We start from the raw sequence: 23,026 nt of genomic DNA, 5'->3' as shown, positions 1-23,026 counted from the left end.
CGAGGCATAGTGTATCGCGTACAATGGTTCGGATCGTATCGTTCGGGCAGGTTATCCGATATGCCTGATCGCCCTTCCATTCGAAAGGACATCCATGTCCCAGTCCTCGACGCCCGCCGTCAGCGATGCCATCTACGACGCATCGTCGCTCGGCCGCCCGCGCATGTTCCTGCTCGGCCTACAGCACCTGTTTGCCATGTTTGGCGCCACCGTGCTGGTGCCCGTGCTCACCGGCCTCTCGGTATCGGCAACGCTTTTGTTTGCCGGCTTGGGCACGCTGCTGTTCCACTTCCTGTCGCGCGGTAAGGTGCCGGCATTTTTGGGCTCATCGTTTGCCTTTATTGCCGGTTATGCCGCAATCGCGCCCAACGGCGAGACCGAGCTTTTGCCCTACGCCTGCCTGGGCGTAGCCTGCGCCGGTCTGCTCTATCCGGTGCTGGCGGCCCTGTTCCGCGCCTTTGGCGCCAAGCGCGTCATGCGCTTCTTTCCGCCGGTGGTGACGGGCCCCATCGTCATTTCCATCGGCTTGATTCTGGCGAGCTCCGCCATTGCCAACTGCCAGACCAATTGGCTTGTGGCTGTTATTGCCGTTGCCGTTATCGTGATCTGCAACATTTGGGGTCGCGGCATGGTCAAGATCGTGCCGATTTTGCTGGGCGTTGTGGTGAGCTATGCCGTTGCGGCTGCGCTCGGCGAGGTTGATTTCTCGGGCGTTGCCGCCGCTCCGTGGGTCGGTCTGCCCATCGTGTGGGACAACACCGTGTTTGCGCTCTTTGGGCCGCAGTTCGATAGCGGTCTTGCCACGACGGCCATCATCACCATCATGCCGCTGGCCTTTGCGACCATGATCGAGCATATCGGTGATATCTCCGCTATCGGCTCCACTTGCGAGCGTAACTACATCGCCGACCCCGGCCTGCACCGCACACTGCTCGGTGATGGTCTTGCCACGATTCTGGCTTCGCTCTTTGGCGCTCCGGCCAACACTACGTATGGTGAGAACACTGGCGTGCTCGCCCTGACGCGCGTGTTCGACCCGCGTGTGATTCGCATCGCCGCGTGCTGCGCCATTGTGCTTTCGTTCTGCCCCAAGTTCGCCGCGGTCATCGCCGCCATACCGGCGTGTGTAATCGGCGGAGTGTCGCTCGTGCTCTACGGCATGATCAGCGCCGTGGGCGTTCGCAACCTCATCGAGAACCAGGTCGATTTCCAAAACAACCGCAACGTGTTGGTTGCGGCTTTGGTGCTCGTGCTTTCGCTCGGCATTGCGTACAGCACCGCCGGTGCCATCGTGCTGGAGTTGGGTGGCGTGACGATTTCGCTTTCCGGCCTTGCCGTGGGCTCGCTGGTGGGCATCGTGCTCAACGCCATCCTGCCGGGTAACGACTTTGAGTTTGATGTCTCCGAGCTTGAGGAGGCTGCTGAGTAGCAGCTGCGTTCAGCTAAAACAAGATATGGTGCCCATGCGTATATGCGTGTGGGCACCATTTTTAATGTGTCAGTATCCAGTGTATGCCGCGGGCCATGCGCAAGTCGGTTTGGGCAAAGTGATTGCCGGGGTTGAGCTCCAGCGTTGTTGGAATGCCGCGCTCGACGAGCAACGCTTCCATCGCGCGTGTGTCGTCGAGTACATGCCGCATCATGCGGTTGGGCGTCTTGGTTTCCTTTTTGCCGAGTGACAGGTAGACGGCTTGCGGGCTGCTGGCAAAAGGGGCCGTGCTGGCACGGTCGACAAAGTCGGGAAACCATAGCGACCCCGATGCGCTCGCGGCGCGGTCAAAGGCGTCGGTTTGCCAGAGGGACCAGAGTGCGAAGAGGCCCGCGAGCGAGTAACCGGCAATGCCGCGCCAGGTGGGCGGCTGAGGAAGCGACGACTCGACCTGGGGGATTATCTGATTCAGCAGCTCATCAAGAAAATCGGCAGCTTGGCCGCCGAAAGGCTCGGCATCGCGTACGGTTCCGTCGCATGCCCAGGGGCTCAGCTCGCGATTCCAATCGAGCCCGCCAATGGTGACGAGGGCGAATGGCGGACAGTCGAGCTCTCGGCAACACTTATAAACCTCGCTGCCGTCGCCCACGACCACAGGAAGGTAGATGACAGGCGCGCTTTCCGTATGATTCGAATAAACGGTTATCTGCTTTTGATGCGCTTCCATGACGGGCTTCTCTCAGTGTTGTGATATCGGCAGCCCCAATTGTCGCACGCCAGCGTATGCCGGTTGGGCTAGACCAAAGACAATCTCGTGCATCCCCTGCGGACGCATATGGAAAACGCCACCGCCGGAGGGGAGCTCGGCGGTGGCGTTGTTAAACGGTGCTGGGGCTCGGGGCCTTCGCGGGAGCTGCCGTGTGCGCAGAGGCGTCTAAGAACGCTTGCGGCTCACCACGGCGCCTGCGGCGATGGCGGCTGTTCCCGCAAGGGCGGCTGCCACGATGGCTGCGCTCGAGGCGTCGCCGGTTGCCGCGAGCTTGCCGGTAGTCTTGGCTTTCGTGGTTGAAGCCGCAACGGCCTTGGTCGGCTTTGAGCCCTCAGGCTTGGGGTTCTGCTTGGACTCCGCGGGCTGGCTTTCTGCGGGCTTGGTCTCGTCGGGCTTGGGGTCTTCCGGCTTGGCTACCTCGGGAGGTGCGATGGTCGTACTTTTGGCGACTGCTTTGATATAGAGGGAGTCGACCGTGACGTCGCCCGTGCCGATGGCTTGGCCTGCCTCGTAGATGCCGTCACGGAGCTTGCGATAGTCAATGACCTTGCCGCCTTCGGGCGTCTGGATGGCGGCGTTCTCAATCTTGATGGTGCCGATTGTCTTGCCGTCAGCGCTCATGGCACGGGCAAAGATTGCCGCTGTATCTCCTTCGGCCGTTACCTTGCTGCGGATGATCGAGATGACTGCGGGTGTGACGCCCTCGCTGGTCTGGGCGATGATGCCGATGTTCTCGCCTTGGGGTTCGCGCCTCGTCTCGCCATCTTGGTTTTCGCTGTAGGGGATGGGGCCGTCGCCGTTCTCGACATAGCGGGCTATGGCCTTGACAACGGAGTCGCTGATGTAGATGTGGCCGCCCTTCTCGTTGGGTCGATTGTTTCTGGTGGAGAATGCAGCCGAAACCTCGCCTTCCGCAAACGCGTCCACGGTGGAGCCGTTCTTGATGTCGATGTCGCCCCCGTCAGTGATGAGGGCGATGGCCTGGCCGCCGTTCGCGCTGGTACGGACCGTCACGGTCGCGTGATCGAGCGTAATGCCCTTGTGGGCATAGACGCCATATTCAACACCGCTTGCGTCAAGGGAGGCGTTCGTGACCGCGAGACTGCCCTCAGTGTCGACGGCATGATATCCCTCGGAGCTTGCCTTGACCTGGCTGCCGTCCGAGATGTTGATATTGCCGCCGCTCCAAAGGGCCTCACCATCGGCTGAGCTTGCCTCGACCGTCCCGCCACCCTTGATGGTGAGGTTCTTGTCGGCTCCAATACCCTTGTCCTTGGTAGCCCTGGCGGTGACGGCTCCGCTGTCGTCAATCGTGATATTGCCGTTTGCCCTGATGCCATCCGATGTACCCGTGGCGTTGACGTTGCCCGAACCTTTGATAGCGAGATCACCTCCGGCATTGATGGCATCAAACCCAGTGCTCGTGGCGTTGACGGATCCGGCTCCGTCGATGTTGATATTACCCGTGGAGAGGATAGCGTCCTCAGTAGATGTCACGCTGAGCGTGCCGCCCTCGTCGCCTTGGATATTGAGCTCGGCATTCTCGTTAGTGCCATGAGAAACGTTGATGCTTTCGATCCATTCGGCAGTGACGATGTTGGTTCCCGAGTAATTCACGTTGAGCTTGCCTGCGGCCTGGATCTCGCCGCCGTTATAGTTGTTGAGCTTCAAGTCGTCGGCGCCGTCCCACGACCACGTACCGGCCTCGTCGCTCGCCGCGGTGTTGTACTTGTTGCCGCCGACCTTGACCCATTCCGCTGCGAGCGAGACGCTCGGCATGAGCAGCGAGCTTGCCGTGAGCGCGCACACGGCGCCCACGACGATGCGGCGTGTCACGCGGCGCCAGCTGCCGTGTGCGAGCAGCGTGCGACGGCGCACGTCGGGCTCGACAAAATGGGCTCCAGAGGTTTTGTCATTGCGCTTGGGGGTCGTGAACAAGGCGGCCATGGTTACTCCCATCCTCATAGGGCCTATGCGACTACGCCCAGCATATCTGCAGGATGTAGCCGGCGGTAGTGCCGTTTGGAGGGCAAAATGTCCAAAACTCGGGAAGCAATACATCGCGCGTCCGTGCGTTGCCTGGCTTTAAAAGAAAAGCGCGGAGCCGCTCGATGCGATTCCGCGCTTTGGTGTTCTGCTTTGGCAGCTTTGCCGCTACGCTACAAAGAAGTAGACGAGGAAGGCGAGGGCTGCGATCCACATGAGCGGCTTGATCTTGGAGGCCTCGCCCTTAAAGAGCGCGACGATCACGTAGGCGATAAAGCCTAGGCCAATGCCGGCAGAGATGGAGTAGGTAAAGGGCACGCCGGCGACAATCATGAACGCCGGGAAACCCTGCGACACATCGGACCAGTCGATCTCGGAGGCCTCGCTCATCATGAGGTAGCCGACGTAGACCAGAGCACCGCAGGTGGCGGCACTGGAGACGATGGTGACGATGGGGGAGAAGAACGCGGCGAGAATGAACAGCACGCCGGTGGTGACGGAGGTGAGGCCCGTGCGGCCACCGTCGGCAGCGCCAGAGGTAGACTCGACGAAGGTGGTAATGGAGGAGACGCCCATAAAGCCACCGGCAGCAGCAGCCACGGAGTCGACGACCAGGATGGGACGGATGTCCTCGACATTGCCGTCCTCGGTCAGGAACTCGCCCTGCTTGGCGACGGCCATCGCGGTGCCCATGGTGTCGAAGAAGTCACTCATGAGCAGCGAGAAGGCGACGACGAGCAGCATCGGGTCGGTCAGAACCTTCACGATGGCCATGTTGCCATCGGCGGTGCTGGCAAACGGGGCGCCAAAGGTCGAGAAGTTGAGCGGGGCGATAAGGCCCTCGGGCGCATGGGTGACGCCCAGCGGGATACCGGCGATAACGGCGACGATGATGCCGATGAGCAGCGAGCCCGGCACGTTGCGGGAAGCCAGGGCAACCGTCACGACGATGGAGATGATGCCGACGATAAAGGTGGGGGAGGCGATGTCGCCCAGGCCGACGAGCGTACCGGCGCCAGCGGTGATGATGCCGGCGTCGCACAGGCCGATCATGGCGATGAACAGACCCAAGCCAACCGAGATGGCGTGGCGCAGGACCACAGGGATGGCATCCATGATGGCCTCGCGCAGGCCGCAAAGGACGAGCAGCAAGATGACGATACCCTCGAGGAAGATAACGCTCATGGCTACGTGCCAGTCACCGCCGCACATGGTGGTGGCGATGCCCGCGATCATGGCGTTGATGCCCAGGCCCGACGCGCAGGCGAGCGGGCGGTTGGCGAAGACGCCCATGCAGATGGTCATGATGCCGGCGCCCAGGCAAGTGGCGCAGGCGAGCGCTCCCGCATCGATGCCGGCGCCCGAGAGCACCGCGGGGTTGACGGCAATGATGTAGGCCATCGCCAGGAACGTTGTCAGTCCAGCGCGAAGTTCAGTCCCGATTGTGGACTTGCGCTCGCTGACGTGAAATAGTTCGTCCATGTATACCCTTTCCTTGTTCGGCCCCGAGTTTAGGCCGATTGACACGAACTCACTCACTATATCGCCTTTACAACCTTGCTGTTCCTCACATGTTGATGTTCGGCGCTTTGTAGCGGACGGGCGGTATTTTCCGTATGAAAATGTGTAGGTACCGTATACTTAAGCAGTTACAACGACCCCTATGGAGGAACGTATGATTAAAGAGCTCTGCCACGACGAGGCTATTCTGTCTCAGCGTTGCGAGGTCGCGACCGTCGAGGACGAGTCGGTGGCACAGGACCTGATCGATACCATCAAGTCGCTCGACGATGCCGGCTGCCTTGCCGCTAACCAGATTGGCGTTACCAAGAAGGTCTGCGTCTATCTGGACGACGCCGGCGAGCCCCACGTGCTCTACAACCCCCGTCTGGTGTTTGGCCTGGGCGCCAGCAAGATGGAGGAGAGCTGCCTGACGCACGAGGAGATCACCAAGTCCACGCGCTACATCAAGTGCAAGGTTGCCTTTGACGTGATCGTCGACGGCAAGATGCGCGAGCGCAAGCAGGACTTTGTGGGCTTCGAGGCTCAAATGATTCAACACATGATTGATCACTGCTTAGGCAAACTCGTCTAGAGCGGTTCAATTGGGGACCGAATTTGCGGTCTTTGAGCCCGGGTATGACGTTGTTGTCATGTCCGGGCTTTTGTGTTTAGCGCCTTTTTGTTTGGAGACAATAACCTTAGCAGGAACGTAAAGCTGGGAGGCGCTATGTGTACGAGCATTCGATTTACCGATAATTCTGGTCACATGTATCTGGGCCGCAACCTCGACTGGAGCTTTGACTACGGCCAACAGGTTCGCGTGATGCCGCGCGGGTTCCACATTCCGTATTCGTTTATCGACGACGCGACAGCGGCACACGCGGTGATCGGTATGTGCATCGATTACAAGAACTACCCTATGTTCTTCGATTGCGGCAACGATGCGGGCCTCGCCGTGGCGGGCCTCAATTTCCCGGGTTATGCCGAGTATGCCGAGGGACCGGTTGATGGAAAGACCAATATCGCGGCCTATGAGTTTCCCCTGTGGGTGGCAGCGACGTTCTCGACGGTCGACGAGGTCGAGGCTGCGCTGCGCGATACGGTGATTGTCGCCAAATCTGCCGGAGAGGGGCTGGGCGTGTCGCTGCTCCATTGGATTATCGGCGACAGCCAGCGTAGCATCGTGGTCGAGATGATGGCTGACGGCCTGCATGTATACGACGATCCGGTCGACACCCTTGCCAATCAGCCCACCTTCCCGTGGCACATGGAAAACCTGCGCACCTATATCACGGCCACAAGCGATTTTCCGCAGACGGCGACATGGCGTGGCGCCGAGCTCAAGCCCTATGGCGCGGGTGCCGGCATGCGCGGTATTCCGGGTGACTGCTATTCGCCGAGCCGTTTTGTAAAGGCGGCGTACCTCAATGCCAATTACCCGCAAAAGGAGAGCGAGACCGAAAACGTCGTCCGCATGTTCCGTTCACTCGAGGGCGTGGTGATGATTGAGGGGGCGTCCAGGATGGGCGATGGCAAGTTCGAGAAGACTATCTATACCGGATGCTTTAGCGCGCGCACGGGGAATTATTACTACGCGATGTATGGGGATCCGTCGATTCGCTACGTGAGCCTGATGGATGCCGAGGGCGCGAGCCCCGATAGGCTCGTGGTTCCCGAGCCGCGTCGTTCGTAGCCGTTAGCTTTACTGCAATGCAAAGCGGCCCTGCGTCTCCCGTGAGATGCAGGGCCGCTGTCGTCGATTTGTGACGTCGCTAGAAGTTGGCGTCGTTGAGTTGTTCGCTCTCGAGGCCGTCGAGCTGTTGCTGTTCGGGCGTATCGGCGACGCTCTCGAGCAGCTCGGTGGGATCGACGTTCATACTCTTACCGGCTTCGTTGCCGTTGACCAGGTCGTCCGAGAAGATGTCGACTTCCATTTCCTCGGCCTCTTCGATCAGGATCTCGAGCGGCACCTGGGTGCGAATGAGTTTGACTGCCGGACGCATGCGGGCAAAAAGCGGTACGTACTCAATGATGATGGCCGAGTTCTCGAGACCATACCAACGTGCCGGGCTTCCGCAGGCGCGGCGGACGGCGTACTTGATGGCCATCACACGGTGGTCGTTGCGGTTGATGTCCGTTTCGGGGGCAAGCATCTTGCGCAGCATACAAAAACGGAAGTCGCCCACGTTGCCGCGTGTCTCGTAGATAGAGTAGGTGTGATGCTGCGGCGGCAACTCACCCGATGCCATCAGGTCGCCAACGATCTGGCGCAGGTAGGCGTTGATGCGCTGATTGACCTTAAAGCCCAGGTCCAAGCGCACCCGGAACAGGAAGTCTGTGCCAAAGGTCTCAACGGAATATTCGTGCGTATAGGGCTCGTCGGTAACGTGCACGTTGATGAACCAATATGCCTTGGCGCGCTTGGGGTGCTTGTCCAGGATGGAATAGAGCACGTCGCGGTCGAGCGTGAGCGGGTCGGGGCTGTTGGTGAGAAATACCAGATTGTCAGCGAGCACGGGATAGGTCTCGTCGTTGCGCAGGCGGTTGAGCTGATCGATGTACTTGGAGACGGGCAGCAGGATCGTTTGCGTGCGCTCGATGGCGGTGCCGCGGCGCCACACATACATAAGGCCAAACAGCAGCGCGGCCAGGAAGATCATGACGTAGCCGCCGTCAAAGAACATGGTGAGGCACGAAGCGAAGAAGCACAGCTCAATGGCACCAAAGAGCAGGGCGAAGACGCAAGCACCCAGCTTGTGCTTGAGGATGCCGGCGATATAGCTCGTCAGCAGTGTGGTGGTCATGAGCATGGTCACGGTGATGGCGAGGCCATAGGCGCTTTCCATGCGCTCAGAGTTCTGGAATAGCAGCACGATGAAGATGCAGCCGACCCACATGATGTTGTTGACGAGCGGAATATAGAGCTGGCCCTTGGTGTCGCTGGGGTAGTGAATGCGCAGATGCGGCATAAGGTTGAGACGCGTTGCCTCGGATACCAGCGAGAACGAGCCGGTGATGAGCGCCTGCGAGGCGATGATGGCCGCCACGGCTGAAAGCACGATGGCAAAGGGGCGCAGGGGCTCGGGAAGCATCATGTAGAACGGGTTGACGATGTCCATCGCGAGCATCTGGGGATTGGAGTTGCTGGCGAGCAGCCAAGCGCCCTGACCCAGATAGTTAAGGATGAGCGCTGCCTTTACGAACGGCCAGGATGCGTAAATGTTAGCCTTGCCCACGTGACCCATGTCCGAATAGAGCGCCTCGGCGCCGGTCGTCGACAGAAAGACAAAGCCGAGCACCATGATGCCCGAGTGGTTGATGGGCGAGAACAGGAACATGATGCCGCGGATGGGGTTGAGTGCGCGCAAGATGGACAGGTTGCCGAGCATGTTGAACAGACCGGCGCCCGCCAGGAACAGGAACCATAGCGTCATAAGCGGGCCGAACAGTTTGCCGATTGACGAGGTGCCGGCGCGCTGCATGGCAAACAGACCGCAGATAATGATGATGGTAATGATGATGACGTTGGTTTGGCCGTCGCCCAGCAGCGCATGGCCCCATTCTATGGTGCGCAGACCCTCGATGGCTGTGGTGACCGTGACGGCGGGGGTGAGGATGCCGTCGGCAAGCAGTGCCGCGCCGCCGATCATGGCGGGGAGAATCAGCCATGGCGCCACCTTGCGCACGAGACTGAACAGGGCGAAGATGCCGCCTTCGTTGTGGTTGTCGGCCTTCATGGCGATTACCACGTACTTGACCGTGGTCACGAGCGTCATGGTCCAGATGACGAGCGAAAGCGCGCCCAGGATCATGTCCTCGCTGACGGTACCGATGCCGCCGTTGTTGGCGACGATTGATTTCATGGTGTACATGGGGCTCGTGCCGATGTCGCCATAGACGACGCCGAGCGTTACGAGCAGCATGCCAGCGGAGAGGGGGATGGCTCCGTGCCCGCCTTGCCCGCGCTGGTCTTGGAGGTTTGCCTCCAGTTTGTTGTGTGCCACGAGGACTCCCTTAGGCATCCGGTTATCTGTCTAGGACAAAAAACTTTATGCCGTCTTTATACATACAAGAGCAGTTTGGCACATCGGGTTATTTTAGACAATAATCCTCCGCTGGGGATTATTTATCTATGCAGGTAGCATTTCAAAGCAGGGCTTTTAAGCACGTGCTGTCTGGGCGATGCCAGCCTTGGCGTTTGCGCGTTTGCCGGCGAGTTCGCAAAAAATCGCGCCGCCGATGATAAGCGCGGCGCCCATCAGGCGGACCGGTGTTATGGCTTCACCCAAAAGGGCGGCCGAGAACACGACCGCCGAAAGCGGCTCGAGGTAGCCGACGACAGCGACGGTCTGGACGGGCAGCTTGGCGACGGCGCTAAAGTAGAGCAGGCAACCGATGCCGGTGTTGACGACGCCGAGCATAGCGACGGCGCGCCAATCAATACTGGCGGCGATACCGGCGGACAGGAATGAGGGAGCGCCCTGCGTGATGAGCGTGAGGACCAGTGCGGTCACAAAGGCGGCGCACACCTGGAGCGTGGAGTTCTCGAGGCCCTCGATGTGCGGCGCACCCTTGCTAGCGATGACCATCAATGCATAGCAGAAGGCCGAGGCGATTCCACAGACGATGCCCGCAATGGGCATATTGCCGCCTAGACCTTGCGCTGCAATAAGAAAAGCACCGCAGGCGACGGCGACAAAGCCGGCGATTTTGCCGCCGGTCAGCTTTTCGCCAAAGATGAGCGGGGAGAGCGCCATGACAATGATGGGGCCGCAGTAGTACAGCAGCGAGGATACGCCGACGCCGATCGTCTGGTAGGCGCGGAACAGAAAAATCCAGCTGGCGCCCAGCGCAGCTCCCGAGAGGAGGAGGGCCGCGGCTTCGCGGGGACGAGATGGCGCCTGCAACTTATGGTGTTGGGTAGTGGCGAGGATGGTTAAAAGCGAGAGGGCTCCCAGAAAAGTGCGCAGCAGCACGATATCGGAGCTCGGCAGTGCGATAGCTGCGGCGATGATGCCGTTAGAGCCAAACAACAGTAATGCTGCTAAGTATGTAAACAGTCCGTTGTTCATGCGCTGACATCCCCTCTATATCCGAACATGTTCACTATGGGTGAACTGGCTTTAGAAGAAAAGCGAATATAATGCATGGAAAACATGACAAAAACTCATGCAAGGGTGGGGACGTGCCGTGGAGACCAATATCCAAAAGATGCAGGTGCTGCTGGAGACGGTGCGCGCCGGAAGCTTTACGCGTGCTGCCGAGCGCCTGAGCTATTCGCAGTCGGGCGTGAGCCGTATGGTGGCCGATCTTGAGGCCGACTGGGGTTTTAAGGTGCTCGACCGCAGTCGCGAGGGCGTGGCTCTTTCTGCCGACGGGCGGCAGGTCATGCCGGCTGTCGAGGCGCTCTGCGAGGAATTCACTCGCTTGCAGCGACGGGTGGATGAGATGCGTGGACTCATGCGCGGCAAAATCTGCATCGGTACGTTTTCGAGTGTGGCGACCCACGTGCTGCCGCCGGTGATTGCGCGCTTTCGCGCCGATCATCCGGACGTCGATTATGAGTTGCTGATGGGCGATTACTCAGAGATTGAACAATGGGTGGCGGAAGGTCGCTGCGACCTGGGCTTTATTCCGCGCGAGCCACGCGGCGCCGGCATGGCGTCGCGACCGTTGGTGCAAGACGAGCTGATGGCCGTGGTGCCAGCGGACTCCTCGCTTGCCACCGCGGAGGTCGTTTCCCTTGCCGATTTGGCCAACGAGCAGTTTATCCTGCTGGAACGCGGTAGCGACGACGAGATTACGCCGCTGTTTCGCCGCGCGGGCCTGGCGGTGCGCTCTAAGCTGTCGACCTGGGATGACTATGCGATTATGGCTATGGTCGAGGACGGCCTGGGCGTTAGCATTCTTCCCGCGCTCATCTTGCGTCGCTGTCAGTTCGATGTTGCCGTGCGTCCGCTCGAGGGACATCCTCATCGGCAGATCAATGCGATATATCGAACGGCCGATGTTTCGCTTGCCGCCGCCCGTTTCCTCGAATACCTCTAAACGTGTGCGCGTCATTGCCCACTTTGGGCAAATCTCAGAGTCTGGTGCATTTTCTTATGAAATTGAACTTTCGAATGAGGTGCCGCGTTATACTGCTGCCTAAATTGAACCTTGGTTCAATTCGTATTCTATAAATTGAACTTTGCCAGCAAGGAGGTTCTAGTGGCCCAAGAGACGTTTAGCGATCGCCTGCGACAGACTATGTCCGATCGCGACGTTCGCCAGTCGGACGTAATCCGCGCATCGGAGATGCTCGGCAAAAAACTCGGCAAGAGTCAGATGAGCCAATATGTGAGCGGCAAGACGATCCCGCGGCGCGATGTGGCTGAGCTGCTCGCCCGTATTTTGGAGGTCGATGTTACCTGGCTGCTTGCCGGCGACGCCGATCAAGGCGAGGCATCATCACCCCGCAACGATTCCAAGCCCGAACCCCATCCCTCAGCTCAAATTGCAAGGAGCACCACCATGCGTACTTTTTCTAAATCCACCAAGCTCGATAACGTCCTGTATGACGTGCGCGGTCCCGTCGTCGACGAGGCTGCCCGTATGGAGGACGAGGGCGAGCGCATCCTCAAGCTCAATATCGGCAACCCGGCGCCCTTCGGTTTCCGCACGCCCGACGAGGTCATCAAGGACATGCGCCAGCAGCTGCCCGACTGCGAAGGCTATTCCAACTCGCGCGGCTTGTTCTCCGCGCGCAAGGCGATCATGCAGTATTCGCAGATCAAGGGCCTGCCCAACGTTCAGATGGAGCATATCTACACGGGCAACGGCGTGTCCGAGCTCATTCAGCTTTCGATGAACGCGCTGCTCGACAATGGCGACGAGATTCTGATCCCCAGCCCTGACTATCCGCTCTGGACGGCGTGCGCAACCCTTGCCGGCGGTCATCCCGTACATTATTTGTGTGATGAGCAGGCGGATTGGTATCCCGACCTGGAGGATATGGAGTCCAAGATCACGAGCGCGACCAAAGCCCTCGTCATCATCAACCCTAACAACCCCACGGGTTCCGTCTATCCGCGTGAGGTGCTCGAGGGCATCGTTGAGGTTGCGCGCAGGCACCAGCTCATGATTTTTGCAGACGAGATTTACGACCGCCTGTGCATGGACGGCTATGAGCACGTCTCGATTGCCTCGCTCGCTCCCGATCTGCCCTGTGTCACCTTTAGCGGCCTTTCCAAGTCGCACATGATTGCGGGCTATCGTATTGGCTGGATGGTGCTTTCGGGCAACCAGCGCTGCATGAGCGACTTCATCATGGGTATCAACATGCTCTCCAACATGCGCCTGTGCTCCAACGTGCCGGCTCAGTCGATCGTTCAGACGGCACTCGGTGGTCATCAGTCCGTTAACGACTACATCCGTCCTGGCGGCCGTGTCTACGAGCAGCGCAACTTTGTGTATGAGGCGCTTAACAAGATTGACGGCATCTCGGTGGTTAAGCCGCGCGCGGCGTTCTACATCTTCCCCAAGATGGATGTGAAGAAGTTCAACATCACCGATGACGAGCAGTTCGCCCTTGACCTGCTGCACGAGAAGAAGATCCTGATCACGCGCGGCGGCGGCTTCAACTGGGCTGAGCCCGACCACTTCCGTATCGTGTACCTGCCGCGCATGGAAGTACTCAAAGAGTCCCTCGAAGACCTCGCCGACTTCTTTGACCATTACCGCCAGGCGTAACGGCAAAGGTAGCCTGTAATGAAACGGTCGGCCCGCAACGGATGCGGGCCGACCGTTTTCTGTCTAAGCCCGTGCTGTTAGCGCTTGTCTCGTTGAGCGGGCGAGGTTCGCGCGTGAGCGGCTAGTTCTATTCCAAAATGGAATACAATGGGCTTAAGCTGGAATTGATGTCCGGGTATCTGCTTTTCTAGAATGTTTTCAACAAGATGAAAGGCGGTTCCAACCAATGATTATCGATGCAAATTCCTACTGGTTCGACGAGCGCATCTTTCATGACGAGACGCTCTGCGAACAGTTTTTGGCCGAGGTACCCCGCGCCTATGACACCGAAGGCTATCTGACCATGAATTCCGCCGGCAAACGACAGATCGTGATCGAGATGCCCGCCGGTTCTCCGGGTCTTAACTACATTGAGGGCGACTACACCCTCGAGAAGCGCTTGGCCGATATGGATGAGGCGGGGGTCGACAAGGCGATCCTCAAGCTCCCCGGCTGTCACGAGTGGATGTCGCTCGAGATGTGCCGGCGTTTCAACGACGGTATGGCTGCTGACGCGAAGGCGTCAAGTGGCCGTCTGATTCCGCTTGTCGCTGTGCCGCCCTTTGGCACCAAAGCGAATTTGGAGGAGCTCGACCGCAGGCTCGACGATGGTTTTGCGGGTGTGCAGCTCTGCGCTCACTACGGCAAGCGCTATCTCGACGACCAGGTCTTCTCGAGCTTTTTCGAGCACCTGAACGAACGCCATGTCACCGTTTACGTGCACCATGTTCCCGTGCCGGTCGAGAACGAGTCGCTTCTCGCGTACGACAACCTTCGCCGCTCTTATGGCCGCTGCGTCGACCAAACTACGGCGATCGGCCGAGAGATCTTTGGTGATTTCTTTGAGCGCTACCCCAATATCAAGATGGTCCACTCCATGCTCGGCGGCGCATACTTTGCGTTCAAGGAGATGCTGCTGCCTCATGGCCCCAAGCGCCCTGATGCTTCTGGCCGTTTTCAGGTCGATACCGAGACCGTTTCCAGGCACCTCGAGAACAACATCTATTTCGACATGTCCCATGCTCAGCCTTGGGGCAAGACACTCCTCGCCTGTGCGGTTGACGTGCTGGGTGCAGACCATATTGTTTTTGGCACGAGCTATCCCGTTAAACGCGAGTGGCTCACCGAGGGTGTCGCCTGCGTTCGCGCTGCAAATCTGAGCGATACAGACAGCGACCTTGTGCTTGGCGGTACAGCGCAGCAACTGTACGGTGTCGAGTGAGCGGCAATCAGAGGGGAGTATCTGCCATGGACGAAGGAGAGATGAGGGCTGGGGCCGCTCGTGTGGCCATCGATCTTGGGGACGTGTTGCCGTTCGACGGTTTCGACGAACTCCGTCATGAGGTCTTCGCCCGTGCCCTTATCATCGAGGGAACGGGGCGACGCGCCTGCGTCCTTTCGCTTGAGGTCACCTCGATCGCTCCGGCTCTACTCGCCGATCTGCGTGAGATTGTTGAGGATGCCGCCAATTGCAGCGGTGCTTATTCTTGGGTGGTTCCTACCCACACGTTTTCCATGCCTCACGTCCGCACTCCCGGGCATCTTGCCGACGATGCTACCCGCAATCGCAACGAGCGCTATCGCGCAGCACTCGTCGCTGCCGCCCGCACGGCTGTCGAGCGCGCTGTTGCGGGCATTCGCTCCGTCACTCTCGCCACTGTGGAGGGCGAATGCCCCGTGAACGTTAATCGCGACATCGAGACGCCTGCCGGCTGGTGGTTGGGCTCGAATCCCAGGGGGTTTGCCGACCACACGATGCCCGTACTCGCCATAAGGGATGCCGGGGGCGAGTATGTTGCCGTGCTCGCGACGGCGGACGTTCAGTCCTCCGTGCTCGACGGGTCGCGCGACTCCGAGGGGAGGCGCATGGCGAGCGGAGACCTCTTTGGTTTTGCCGCCATGTCACTCGAGCGCGAGCTGGGCGGCGTTGCCCTGTTGCTGCCAGGCGCCGCGGGCGACCAAAGTCCGGCGGAGCGCGCCATGAACGTCATGTTCGATGCGGCCGGCGTTAAGCAGACGGTCGATGCCCATGAGGACGGATACCGCATGCTGCACCAGCAGGGGCAGGCCTTGGGCGATGCTTTAATCGAGACCGCTCGCATGGCGCGTGAGGATGACGCTACCGGCATCGATGCCCGCACGGTCGACGTTCTCCTGCCCGCTCAGACACGCGCCGATTTTCACTCTTTGGCTCCGCACCGAACGTATGAGTTTCATGCCGCTGGCGAGCAGCGCACGAGGGTCTATCTGCTCCGACTGGGAAACGTCGAGCTTGTCGGCGTACAACCCGAGGTCTCGAGTGCATTCGGCGCCACTGTGCGCGCCGCTCGGTCCGGCTCTGTGTTCTTTGCCACGCTCGTCAACGGCGGACAGAAGTACCTACCGGCTCCCGACGCGTACGAAAAGATCACCTATGAGGCCATGAACTCCGGTTTTGCCGCCGGATCCCATGAGCGCCTCGTCGAAATCATCATTGCCGCCTTGAATGCGGCGTGACACAGAAGGAGAACGTGCATGAACATTGGACACGCGCGCCGCAAAATCACCCCACAGGGCGACATCTACCTGATTGGCTACCGCAATCTTCCCAACCGTCTTGAACCTGCGACGGGCGTCCATGACGACGTCTTCGCCAACGCCATTCTCTTCCAGCAAGGCGAACGTGAAGTGTTTCTCTTTAATGCCGATGTCCTCGAGTTCGAGGAAAGCATGGCCGAGGAAGTCAAGACAATGCTCGCCGAGCGCTACGGCATTGACCGTGATTGCGTCCTGCTCTCGGCGACGCACGACCATACTTCAATCGTCGCTTACCACCGCAGCTGGTGGACGGGAAAGTTCGACGAGAACTACTACCGCTGGTTCCTCGATACCATTTGCCAATGCTTTGAGGAGTGCCGCGCCAACGCACAGCCCGCGATTTGTCGCTTGGGCAAGCGGGTCATCACCGGTTTCTACGACAACCGCATCATCCCAGGTGAACTCGCCGACAATGAGGTCATTGTCGTATCGTTCTTCGATACCGAAGGCAAGCCATTTGCGGGCTTTGTGAACTGGGCGGTGCATTCCGCTTGCGTCGGACCCGACTGCACGGAGCTCACGAGCGAACTCGCCGGTCTCACCGGCAAAAAGCTCGCTCAGAGTCTTGGTTACTATCCGGCCATGGTCGTCGGTGCTGCTGGCGACTGTAGCGACCGCAATTTTCGCCAGGGACGCGGCATTCCCGAGGTCGAGCGCGTTTCGACCGGTCTTGCCGAGGCGATTTCCCAGATCAAGCTCGATCGCGAGGTCGTTCTCGACCGCATCGAGCCTCAGACGTTCTATCACACCGTTGCCCATGACGACTTTTCGCTCACGCTTAAGTGTGCCGTCATCAGTTTGGGCGGCCTGCATCTCTTTGTGTTCCCGAGTGAGCTCGGCAGCGACTTGGGTATTCGCATGAAGCGCGAATGCCCGGTCGAGGGAATAGTTTGCGGTTACACCAACGGCTATTTCGAGTATTTCCTTCCGGCACGCGAGTACGGCCTCTCCTTTGAGACCGAGCGTACTCAGATTCCCCAGGGCGAACCGGAACGTCTGTGTGACAAGTTCTGCCAGACGACGAGACTTCTCGGCGCAGCAGATTCGCGTTTGTAGACCTGATTGCGTGACATGGGCCAATGAGGCTCGCCGCCATGTGATCGGCATCTTCCATCTTCTCTGCCGTTTCGCATCCCGGGCGTACGTGCGTCCGCGGATTTCAAAGGGGGAAGTGGGTTCCTTGCCCTCCCACGTCGACTACGGAGGCATGAAATCGATGCTATACCCCGCTCAGAAAAAGGAGAATTCCATGAAATACCAGAAGCTTTGCGATGAAATCATCACAAAGGTCGGTGGTCGAGACAATGTGTTAGACGTGAGCCACTGCATTACGCGTCTCCGCTTCCACCTCAAGGATGAATCGCTCGCCCAGACCAATGAGCTTAAGGCGACGAAGGGCGTCGTTGACGTCATCCAGGCCGGCGGACAGTATCAGGTCGTGATTGGTGCCACTGTCGAGGCCGTCTACAACGACCTTGTTCAGATTGGCGGGTTCGACTCCAAACCCGCACTCGATATCGATGAAGGCGACGACGTCAAAAAGGGCGATCCATTCTCGCGTCTGCTGGCCATCATCTCCGAGATTCTGCAACCGGTTCTTGGCGTGCTTATGGCCGGTGGCTTTATCAAGTCGATGCTCGCGCTCTGCACGGTTGCCGGTTGGCTTGCCAAGGACAGCGATACGTATGTGACGCTCTCGGCAATCGGAGATTCGGTCTTCTATTACTTTCCGCTAATCATTGGCTGGACGTCGGCCAAGAAGTTCGGACTTAAGCCCGTTATGGGAATGGCGCTCGGCGGTATCCTCGTCTATCCGACGCTCGTTGCCCTTATGGGCGGAGATCCGCTCTACACGCTCGGCGCCGGTACGGTCTTCGAGTCCAATGTCTACGGTGATATTTTTGGCATCCCGCTGATCATGCAGAATTACTCATCGACGATTCTGCCTGCGATCTTTATCGTCTGGATTGCCTCCAAGGTGCACAAGGCCCTTTCTAACGCGCTGCCCGCGCTTGTGAGCTCGTTCTTCTCCAACATCCTGACGCTCCTCATTTGCGGCATCCTTGGCCTGCTTGTGGTCGGTCCGGTCATGACGGTCCTCTCCAACATCGTTGCCCAGATCATTCTGATGCTCATCAACTTCCAACTCGCCATCGCCGGCTTCGTCATCGGCACGTTCTGGAGCCTGCTCGTCATGTTCGGCCTGCACTGGGGCATCATCCCGCTGTGGTTCCTCGATGTCGCAACCTACGGCTATGACCTCATTAACCCGCTCGTGTATGCAGGCGGTTGTGCCATCGCCGGCGCTGTGCTTGGCATGATCATCCGAACCAAGGACTCCGAGGAAAATGCTGCCGTCAACATTCCCGCCCTTGTCTCTTCGATTTTCGGTGTCAACGAGCCTGCGCTTTACGCCATCTTGCTGCCGCGTAAGCGCCTTATGTGGGCAACCTTTATTTCCGCTGGTGTAGGCGGCGCCATTGCCGGCCTCATGGGTGCCAAGCTCTATGCCTTCGGCGCCTCCGGCCCGCTCGGTTTCCCGAGCTTTATTAACCCTGCCGGCATCGACACGGGCTTTATCGGCCTTGTCATCTCCGGTGTGGTCGCTTTCGTTCTGGCTCTTGTCGCCGCTATGGCGATCGGTACCAAGAAGGACGAGGGCGGTAAGGCACTCAACATCTCGGTGGACTAGTCTTTCTGCGCACTTTAACTAAATATGCCTCGGACGGCGACGTGCCGCCCGAGGCATATTTGTATTATGTGCCGTTGTCAGCGTGTTTGCGGACACAGGGCTGCGGTTGTGGAGCAGCGGGGATTATGACGGTCGTGCCGCGGTGGAAGATGTACGGTCGCCCTGCAGGAGCTGACGGTAGGGGAGGAAGCCGATGAACGAGACGACCGCCTGCGAGTGCGCGGCGTTCCGCTTGAGGTAGAGCCTGACCTCGGAGGTCGTCGCGGGCTCAAGCGGCACCAGGGCTACCTTTCCGCTGGCAAGCGATTCCGCCGGCTTGCGCATGAGGAATGAGACGCCGGCGCCGCGCGCGACAAGGGAGATGATGTTCTCGGCTCGTTTGCCGGTGAACGTAACACGTGGGCCAAATTCAGCTTCGCGACAAAGGGAAAGGACGAGCTCGCTTACGAACGAGCCTTGGGGAAGCATGAGGAAATTCTCGTCGATAAGGTCGTCTATCTCAACGGCGTCACGTTCGGCGAGCGGATGGTCGAGCGGAAGGACGGCCACGAGCCGGTCGGTCGTAAAGGGAATCTTTTTGAACTCCGGCTCGATGGCGCCGCCGTCACGGATGAAGGCCAGGTCAATGTCCTCGTGCAGGAGCATGCGCTTGAGTGTGTCGCCCTCGCCCTCGATGAGCTCGACAGAATATGAGGGGTTCGCCTGCTGAAAATCGATGACGGCGTCCGTGATCCCATAAGGGGCCATAATGGGGATAGAACCGACGGTGAGGTGCTCGAGCGGCTCACCTGCGCCTATTTGAATGGCGGCAAGATAGCGGTGCTGAAGCGTCGCAATTTTTTGCGCATAGGGGAGGAGCGCTTCACCTTGCGCGGTGAGTGTTACGTGGCGCTGGCTTCGATCGATGAGCTTGCAGCCGAGTTCGTGCTCCATTGCCATGATGTGCTTGGAGAGGGTTGATTGCGACATGAAAAGCAGTTCCGCCGCATCAAGAAACGTGCGTGACTGCGCTAAGATGGCGAATTCGCCAAAGCGGCTGATATCCATAGGGAGGCCTCCGGTACCCTCATTTTGGCAGGTGGCCTAAACCACGACGCCATTGCAGTGGTCGATTTCGTGCTGGATGATCTCGGCGGTGTAGCCCGAGAAGTTTTTGATGCGGTGGACGAAGTTCTCGTCCAAATACTCCACCTTAATGCGGCGATAGCGGGTACAGGGACGCTCGCCGATCAGCGAGAGGCATCCTTCGCTCGTCTGATAGGCATTGACCTGCTCAAGAATTTGCGGGTTGTACATCAGGAGTGTCCTGTTGCCGTCCTTTACGCAGATGATGCGTTTGCGCACGCCGATCATGTTGGCGGCGAGGCCCACGCACTCGTGCTCATGCTCGTGGAGCGTATCCAGGAGGTCCTGCCCGGTCGCGGCATCGTCGGGTCCCGCGTCTTCGGAAGGCAGGCGCAAAAAGAACTCGGATTTCATGATGGGCTTAATCATGGCGGGCTCCTCATGTCTTATGCTTTCGTGGACTTTTAATAATAGCGCGGAAGGAAAGCTGCGCGTCCGCGTTACAATTTTTCGATGTTGGACCATGTTGCCAGACTCGTCGTGTACGGCGTCTGGCGTAAGTCTAGGGCTCATTTTTCGCCCTGGACTGTTCCTCTGGGGCGATGCGACTGTCGTTTCAAGAGGAAGGAAATGCATGGGGACCAAATCCCAAAAGCAAACTCAATCACCGTCGACAACCTCGGCAATTCTCGTCGTAATGTATGTTGCAGCTTTTGTTGCTGCGTTTAACGAGAACATCATTAACGTGGCGTTGCACGACATTATGGCGGCCTTTTCGGTGAGTGCCACCACGGCGCAGTGGCTCGTTTCGGGCTACATGATCGTGACGTCGATCTTTACGGCCATCATGGCCTTTCTGTCCGGCCATTTCTCGACGCGCAAGCTGCTGTTTTTCGCATGCGGATGCATGGTCGCCGGCGAAGTCCTGTGCCTGGTCGCTCCGTCGTTTAGCGTTTTGCTGCCAAGCCGTATCCTGCAGGCTGCGGGATCGGGCATCTTGTTTCCGCTCATGATGAACGTGGTACTGTCTTGCGCCCCGCGCGAGAAGCTCGGTTTGTATCTGAGCCTGGGCGGTGCCTGCATTACGCTGGGGCCGGCGTTTGGGCCCGTGATCAGCGGTCTTATGTGCACGTTGTTTGGCTGGAGGACGGTATTCGTAGTGCCGCTGGTGGGCGGCATTGTGGTCGCTGCGGCGGGCGTAAAGCTTGTTCAGAATGTCGGAGAGCGTTCGAACGCCACGCTTGATATTCTGTCGGTTGTTTTGCTCGCTGCCGGTATTACGGCATTTGTGTATTCCGTAGGCGAGTTCTCGACCAATCTGATTGCCGGCATCGCGACGCTCTTCGCCGCCATTGTGCTGCTCGGCCTGTTTGCGGCCCGCCAGCTCAAGCTCGAGCATCCGGTGCTTAACGTGCGTCCCATGGCGAGCGTTCGTTTTTGGCCTGCGTGCCTGCTTGTGGTGGTGTCGATGATGACGACGTTCTCGATGAGCGTTTTGTTGCCGCTCTATTTTGAGGGCGCATACGGCATGACCGCCCTTGTTGCGGGCTTGCTCATTTTGCCGGCGATTGCCTGCAATGCCGTGACCTCGATTGTGGGCGGACGCGTGATGGACGCCCGTGGCGCATGGCCGCTGCTGCCGGTCGGCTTTGCCCTGATCGCCGTGGGGCAGACTGTCATCTCGATGACGGCCGCAAGCATGAACATCGGCGTCGTCGTGGCGCTGACCGTTGTGGTGTATGCCGGAGTCGGTTTGGTGCTGAGCCCCTCGCAAACGGCCGGCTTGGAGACGCTGCCTGTCGCCGAGCATCCTCACGGAACGGCATTGCTCAACACGTGGAACATGATTGCCGCATCGTTTGGCCCGTCGCTGTTTATCGGCCTGCTCTCGAGTTCTGCGGCGACTGCCGGCGCCGCTGGCGTTGCGACCGACGTTGCCCAGGCGATTGGATTTGCGGCAGCCGTGCGTGTGGCGGCTGTAATTGCCGTGGTCGGATTTGTGGTATCGGTTGTGTACGCTCGCCGCGAGTCGCACATGTCGCATTAATGTGTGCACATAGATTCTGCAGCTAGATTAGCGGGCGACACCATAAACTAATGGACGTTTTGCCGAGAGGCATGAATGTTTAAAGCGCAAAGAGTGCGCGACGGGCCCCGCGAATGGGGCGATGATGCCCGAGAGGGCCAAGAAGGAGTCTCATGTCTGAGAACGAAGAGATCATGAACGAGACCGAGAACGAGACCATGGCTGCCGAGGTTGAGGCAGTCGAGACCGTGGAGACCGAAGCCGCCGAGGTTGAGGCTGCTGACGAGGTTTCCGCCGAGGAGGAGGCCGAGGTTGTCGAGGCCGCCGTTGATTACGATGACGAAGAGCTGATGGACAAGATGCAGAAGGCCGCCCGCCTGCTGCGTAGCCGTCGCTTTGCTATTTCCAAGGAGGAGGAGGCCAAGGCCGAGCGCATGGCGAACATCGAGCGCGCCATCAAGCTTCTTGACCTCAAGCCCAAGATGGAGCAGAAGGAAATGTCCGACCTGCTGGGCATGCGCCTTCGTGAGCTCGATGGCCTGATGGCCGAGGCCGAGGCTGCCGATCTGGTCGGCCGCATCGACGACGCCGAGGGCGATATGCGCAAGATCGTTGTCTTCGCTGCCGAGGATGCCGCTGAGGGCCTGGTTGAGCTTGCCAACAAGAAGGAGAAGCTCCTGCCCGAGCTTTCTTATGAGGAGGCCACCGAGCTGATGGCCGCTCTCGATAAGGTTATCGCCCCGCTCGTCGCCATGGGCCTGGACGAGGACCGCGGTCCTCGCGGCGGCCGTGACGACCGTGGCGGCCGTGGCGGCGACCGTGGCGGCCGTGGCGGCGACCGTGGCGGTCGCGGCGGCTTTGGCGATCGCGGTGGCCGTGGCGGTGACCGTGGCGGTCGCGGTGGCCGTGGCGGCTTTGGTGACCGTGGCGGCGACCGTGGCGGTCGCGGCGGCTTTGGCGGCAACCGTGGTGGCTATGGCGATCGCGGTGGCAACCGTGGCGGCTTCGGCGGCAACCGTGGTAACGACCGTGGCGGTCGCGGTGGCGACCGTGGCGGCCGCAACGGTGGCGGCTTCCGCGGCAATCGCTTCTAGGGGTTACGCGGTTCTACGAACCGCGTAACTAGTTGACGCTGCAAACCCGTCAGAGCGGCAATCTGCCTTTCAGCTTCGGCGGCATGACCAGAAGGTCAATGCCGCCTCGCTTCAA

18 protein-coding genes are annotated in these 23,026 nt (G+C 59.4%); 11 read left to right on the top strand and 7 right to left on the bottom strand.

Annotation, left to right across the window (positions count from 1 at the left end; all coding sequences use genetic code 11):
- Nucleotides 1–94 precede the first annotated feature (94 nt).
- Entirely contained in the window at nucleotides 95–1,429 is a 1,335-nt protein-coding gene (locus KTF55_RS00385; RefSeq protein ID WP_217107667.1) for a uracil-xanthine permease family protein, read from the top strand.
- Nucleotides 1,430–1,490: 61 nt separating this feature from the next.
- Here KTF55_RS00385 and KTF55_RS00380 read toward each other — a convergent pair whose 3' ends face one another.
- The 3 genes from KTF55_RS00380 to KTF55_RS00370 form a co-directional block, all read right to left on the bottom strand.
- Nucleotides 1,491–2,156, bottom strand: a complete 666-nt coding sequence (locus KTF55_RS00380; RefSeq protein WP_217107668.1) for an alpha/beta hydrolase — start codon at nucleotides 2,154–2,156, stop codon at nucleotides 1,491–1,493.
- 207 nt (nucleotides 2,157–2,363) lie between these two features.
- A complete protein-coding gene (locus KTF55_RS00375) occupies nucleotides 2,364–4,145 on the bottom strand; it encodes a hypothetical protein (RefSeq protein WP_217107669.1) in 1,782 nt (593 codons plus the stop codon).
- 207 nt (nucleotides 4,146–4,352) lie between these two features.
- Entirely contained in the window at nucleotides 4,353–5,666 is a 1,314-nt protein-coding gene (locus KTF55_RS00370) for an NCS2 family permease (RefSeq protein ID WP_217107670.1), read from the bottom strand.
- Between the two features lie 193 nt (nucleotides 5,667–5,859).
- Here KTF55_RS00370 and KTF55_RS00365 point away from each other — a divergent pair, with 193 nt between their 5' ends.
- Both KTF55_RS00365 and bsh read left to right on the top strand, forming a co-directional pair.
- Nucleotides 5,860–6,279 (top strand): peptide deformylase, encoded by a 420-nt coding sequence (locus KTF55_RS00365; protein WP_217107671.1) that lies wholly within the window; start codon nucleotides 5,860–5,862, stop codon nucleotides 6,277–6,279.
- A 135-nt stretch (nucleotides 6,280–6,414) separates the two neighbouring features.
- Entirely contained in the window at nucleotides 6,415–7,380 is a 966-nt protein-coding gene (bsh, locus tag KTF55_RS00360; RefSeq protein ID WP_055310022.1) for a choloylglycine hydrolase, read from the top strand.
- A 79-nt stretch (nucleotides 7,381–7,459) separates the two neighbouring features.
- Here the strand turns inward: bsh and KTF55_RS00355 are convergent, their stop codons facing one another.
- On the bottom strand, nucleotides 7,460–9,709 hold the full coding sequence (locus tag KTF55_RS00355; protein WP_217107672.1) for a KUP/HAK/KT family potassium transporter: 2,250 nt from the start codon (nucleotides 9,707–9,709) through the stop codon (nucleotides 7,460–7,462).
- 138 nt (nucleotides 9,710–9,847) lie between these two features.
- Nucleotides 9,848–10,759: a DMT family transporter gene (locus tag KTF55_RS00350; protein ID WP_217107673.1), complete on the bottom strand. Its 912-nt coding sequence runs from the start codon at nucleotides 10,757–10,759 to the stop codon at nucleotides 9,848–9,850.
- Between the two features lie 118 nt (nucleotides 10,760–10,877).
- Here KTF55_RS00350 and KTF55_RS00345 point away from each other — a divergent pair, with 118 nt between their 5' ends.
- From KTF55_RS00345 to KTF55_RS00320, 6 genes are all read left to right on the top strand, one after another.
- A complete protein-coding gene (locus KTF55_RS00345) occupies nucleotides 10,878–11,735 on the top strand; it encodes a LysR family transcriptional regulator (protein WP_226790406.1) in 858 nt (285 codons plus the stop codon).
- Between the two features lie 201 nt (nucleotides 11,736–11,936).
- Complete coding sequence (locus KTF55_RS00340; RefSeq protein ID WP_117637011.1) at nucleotides 11,937–13,418, top strand: aminotransferase class I/II-fold pyridoxal phosphate-dependent enzyme; 1,482 nt, start codon at nucleotides 11,937–11,939, stop codon at nucleotides 13,416–13,418.
- A 226-nt stretch (nucleotides 13,419–13,644) separates the two neighbouring features.
- Complete coding sequence (locus KTF55_RS00335) at nucleotides 13,645–14,679, top strand: amidohydrolase family protein (protein ID WP_217107675.1); 1,035 nt, start codon at nucleotides 13,645–13,647, stop codon at nucleotides 14,677–14,679.
- A 26-nt stretch (nucleotides 14,680–14,705) separates the two neighbouring features.
- Nucleotides 14,706–15,953 carry a hypothetical protein gene (locus KTF55_RS00330; RefSeq protein ID WP_217107676.1) on the top strand — a complete coding sequence of 416 codons (1,248 nt, stop codon included), beginning with the start codon at nucleotides 14,706–14,708 and terminating at the stop codon, nucleotides 15,951–15,953.
- 18 nt (nucleotides 15,954–15,971) lie between these two features.
- Nucleotides 15,972–17,090, top strand: coding sequence for a neutral/alkaline non-lysosomal ceramidase N-terminal domain-containing protein (locus KTF55_RS00325; RefSeq protein ID WP_217107677.1), 1,119 nt, complete (start codon nucleotides 15,972–15,974; stop codon nucleotides 17,088–17,090).
- Nucleotides 17,091–17,283: 193 nt separating this feature from the next.
- The gene (locus KTF55_RS00320; protein ID WP_217107678.1) at nucleotides 17,284–18,726 is read left to right on the top strand and encodes a PTS transporter subunit EIIC; all 1,443 of its coding nucleotides are present in this window, start codon (nucleotides 17,284–17,286) and stop codon (nucleotides 18,724–18,726) included.
- Nucleotides 18,727–18,849: 123 nt separating this feature from the next.
- Here the strand turns inward: KTF55_RS00320 and KTF55_RS00315 are convergent, their stop codons facing one another.
- Nucleotides 18,850–19,773 (bottom strand): LysR family transcriptional regulator, encoded by a 924-nt coding sequence (locus KTF55_RS00315; protein WP_161144997.1) that lies wholly within the window; start codon nucleotides 19,771–19,773, stop codon nucleotides 18,850–18,852.
- A 36-nt stretch (nucleotides 19,774–19,809) separates the two neighbouring features.
- Complete coding sequence (locus tag KTF55_RS00310) at nucleotides 19,810–20,220, bottom strand: peptide deformylase (protein WP_217107679.1); 411 nt, start codon at nucleotides 20,218–20,220, stop codon at nucleotides 19,810–19,812.
- Between the two features lie 205 nt (nucleotides 20,221–20,425).
- On the opposite strand from KTF55_RS00310, the gene KTF55_RS00305 reads away from it, so the two are divergent.
- Both KTF55_RS00305 and KTF55_RS00300 read left to right on the top strand, forming a co-directional pair.
- On the top strand, nucleotides 20,426–21,838 hold the full coding sequence (locus tag KTF55_RS00305; RefSeq protein WP_217107680.1) for an MFS transporter: 1,413 nt from the start codon (nucleotides 20,426–20,428) through the stop codon (nucleotides 21,836–21,838).
- Nucleotides 21,839–21,990: 152 nt separating this feature from the next.
- Entirely contained in the window at nucleotides 21,991–22,911 is a 921-nt protein-coding gene (locus tag KTF55_RS00300; RefSeq protein ID WP_217107681.1) for a hypothetical protein, read from the top strand.
- Nucleotides 22,912–23,026 lie beyond the last annotated feature (115 nt).

The sequence above is a fragment of the Collinsella sp. MSK.8.10 genome, assembly GCF_019041915.1.
Lineage (GTDB): Bacteria > Actinomycetota > Coriobacteriia > Coriobacteriales > Coriobacteriaceae > Collinsella.
The sequence above is the reverse complement of the archived record's forward strand: the minus strand, read 5'-3'. Positions and strand labels throughout refer to the sequence as shown.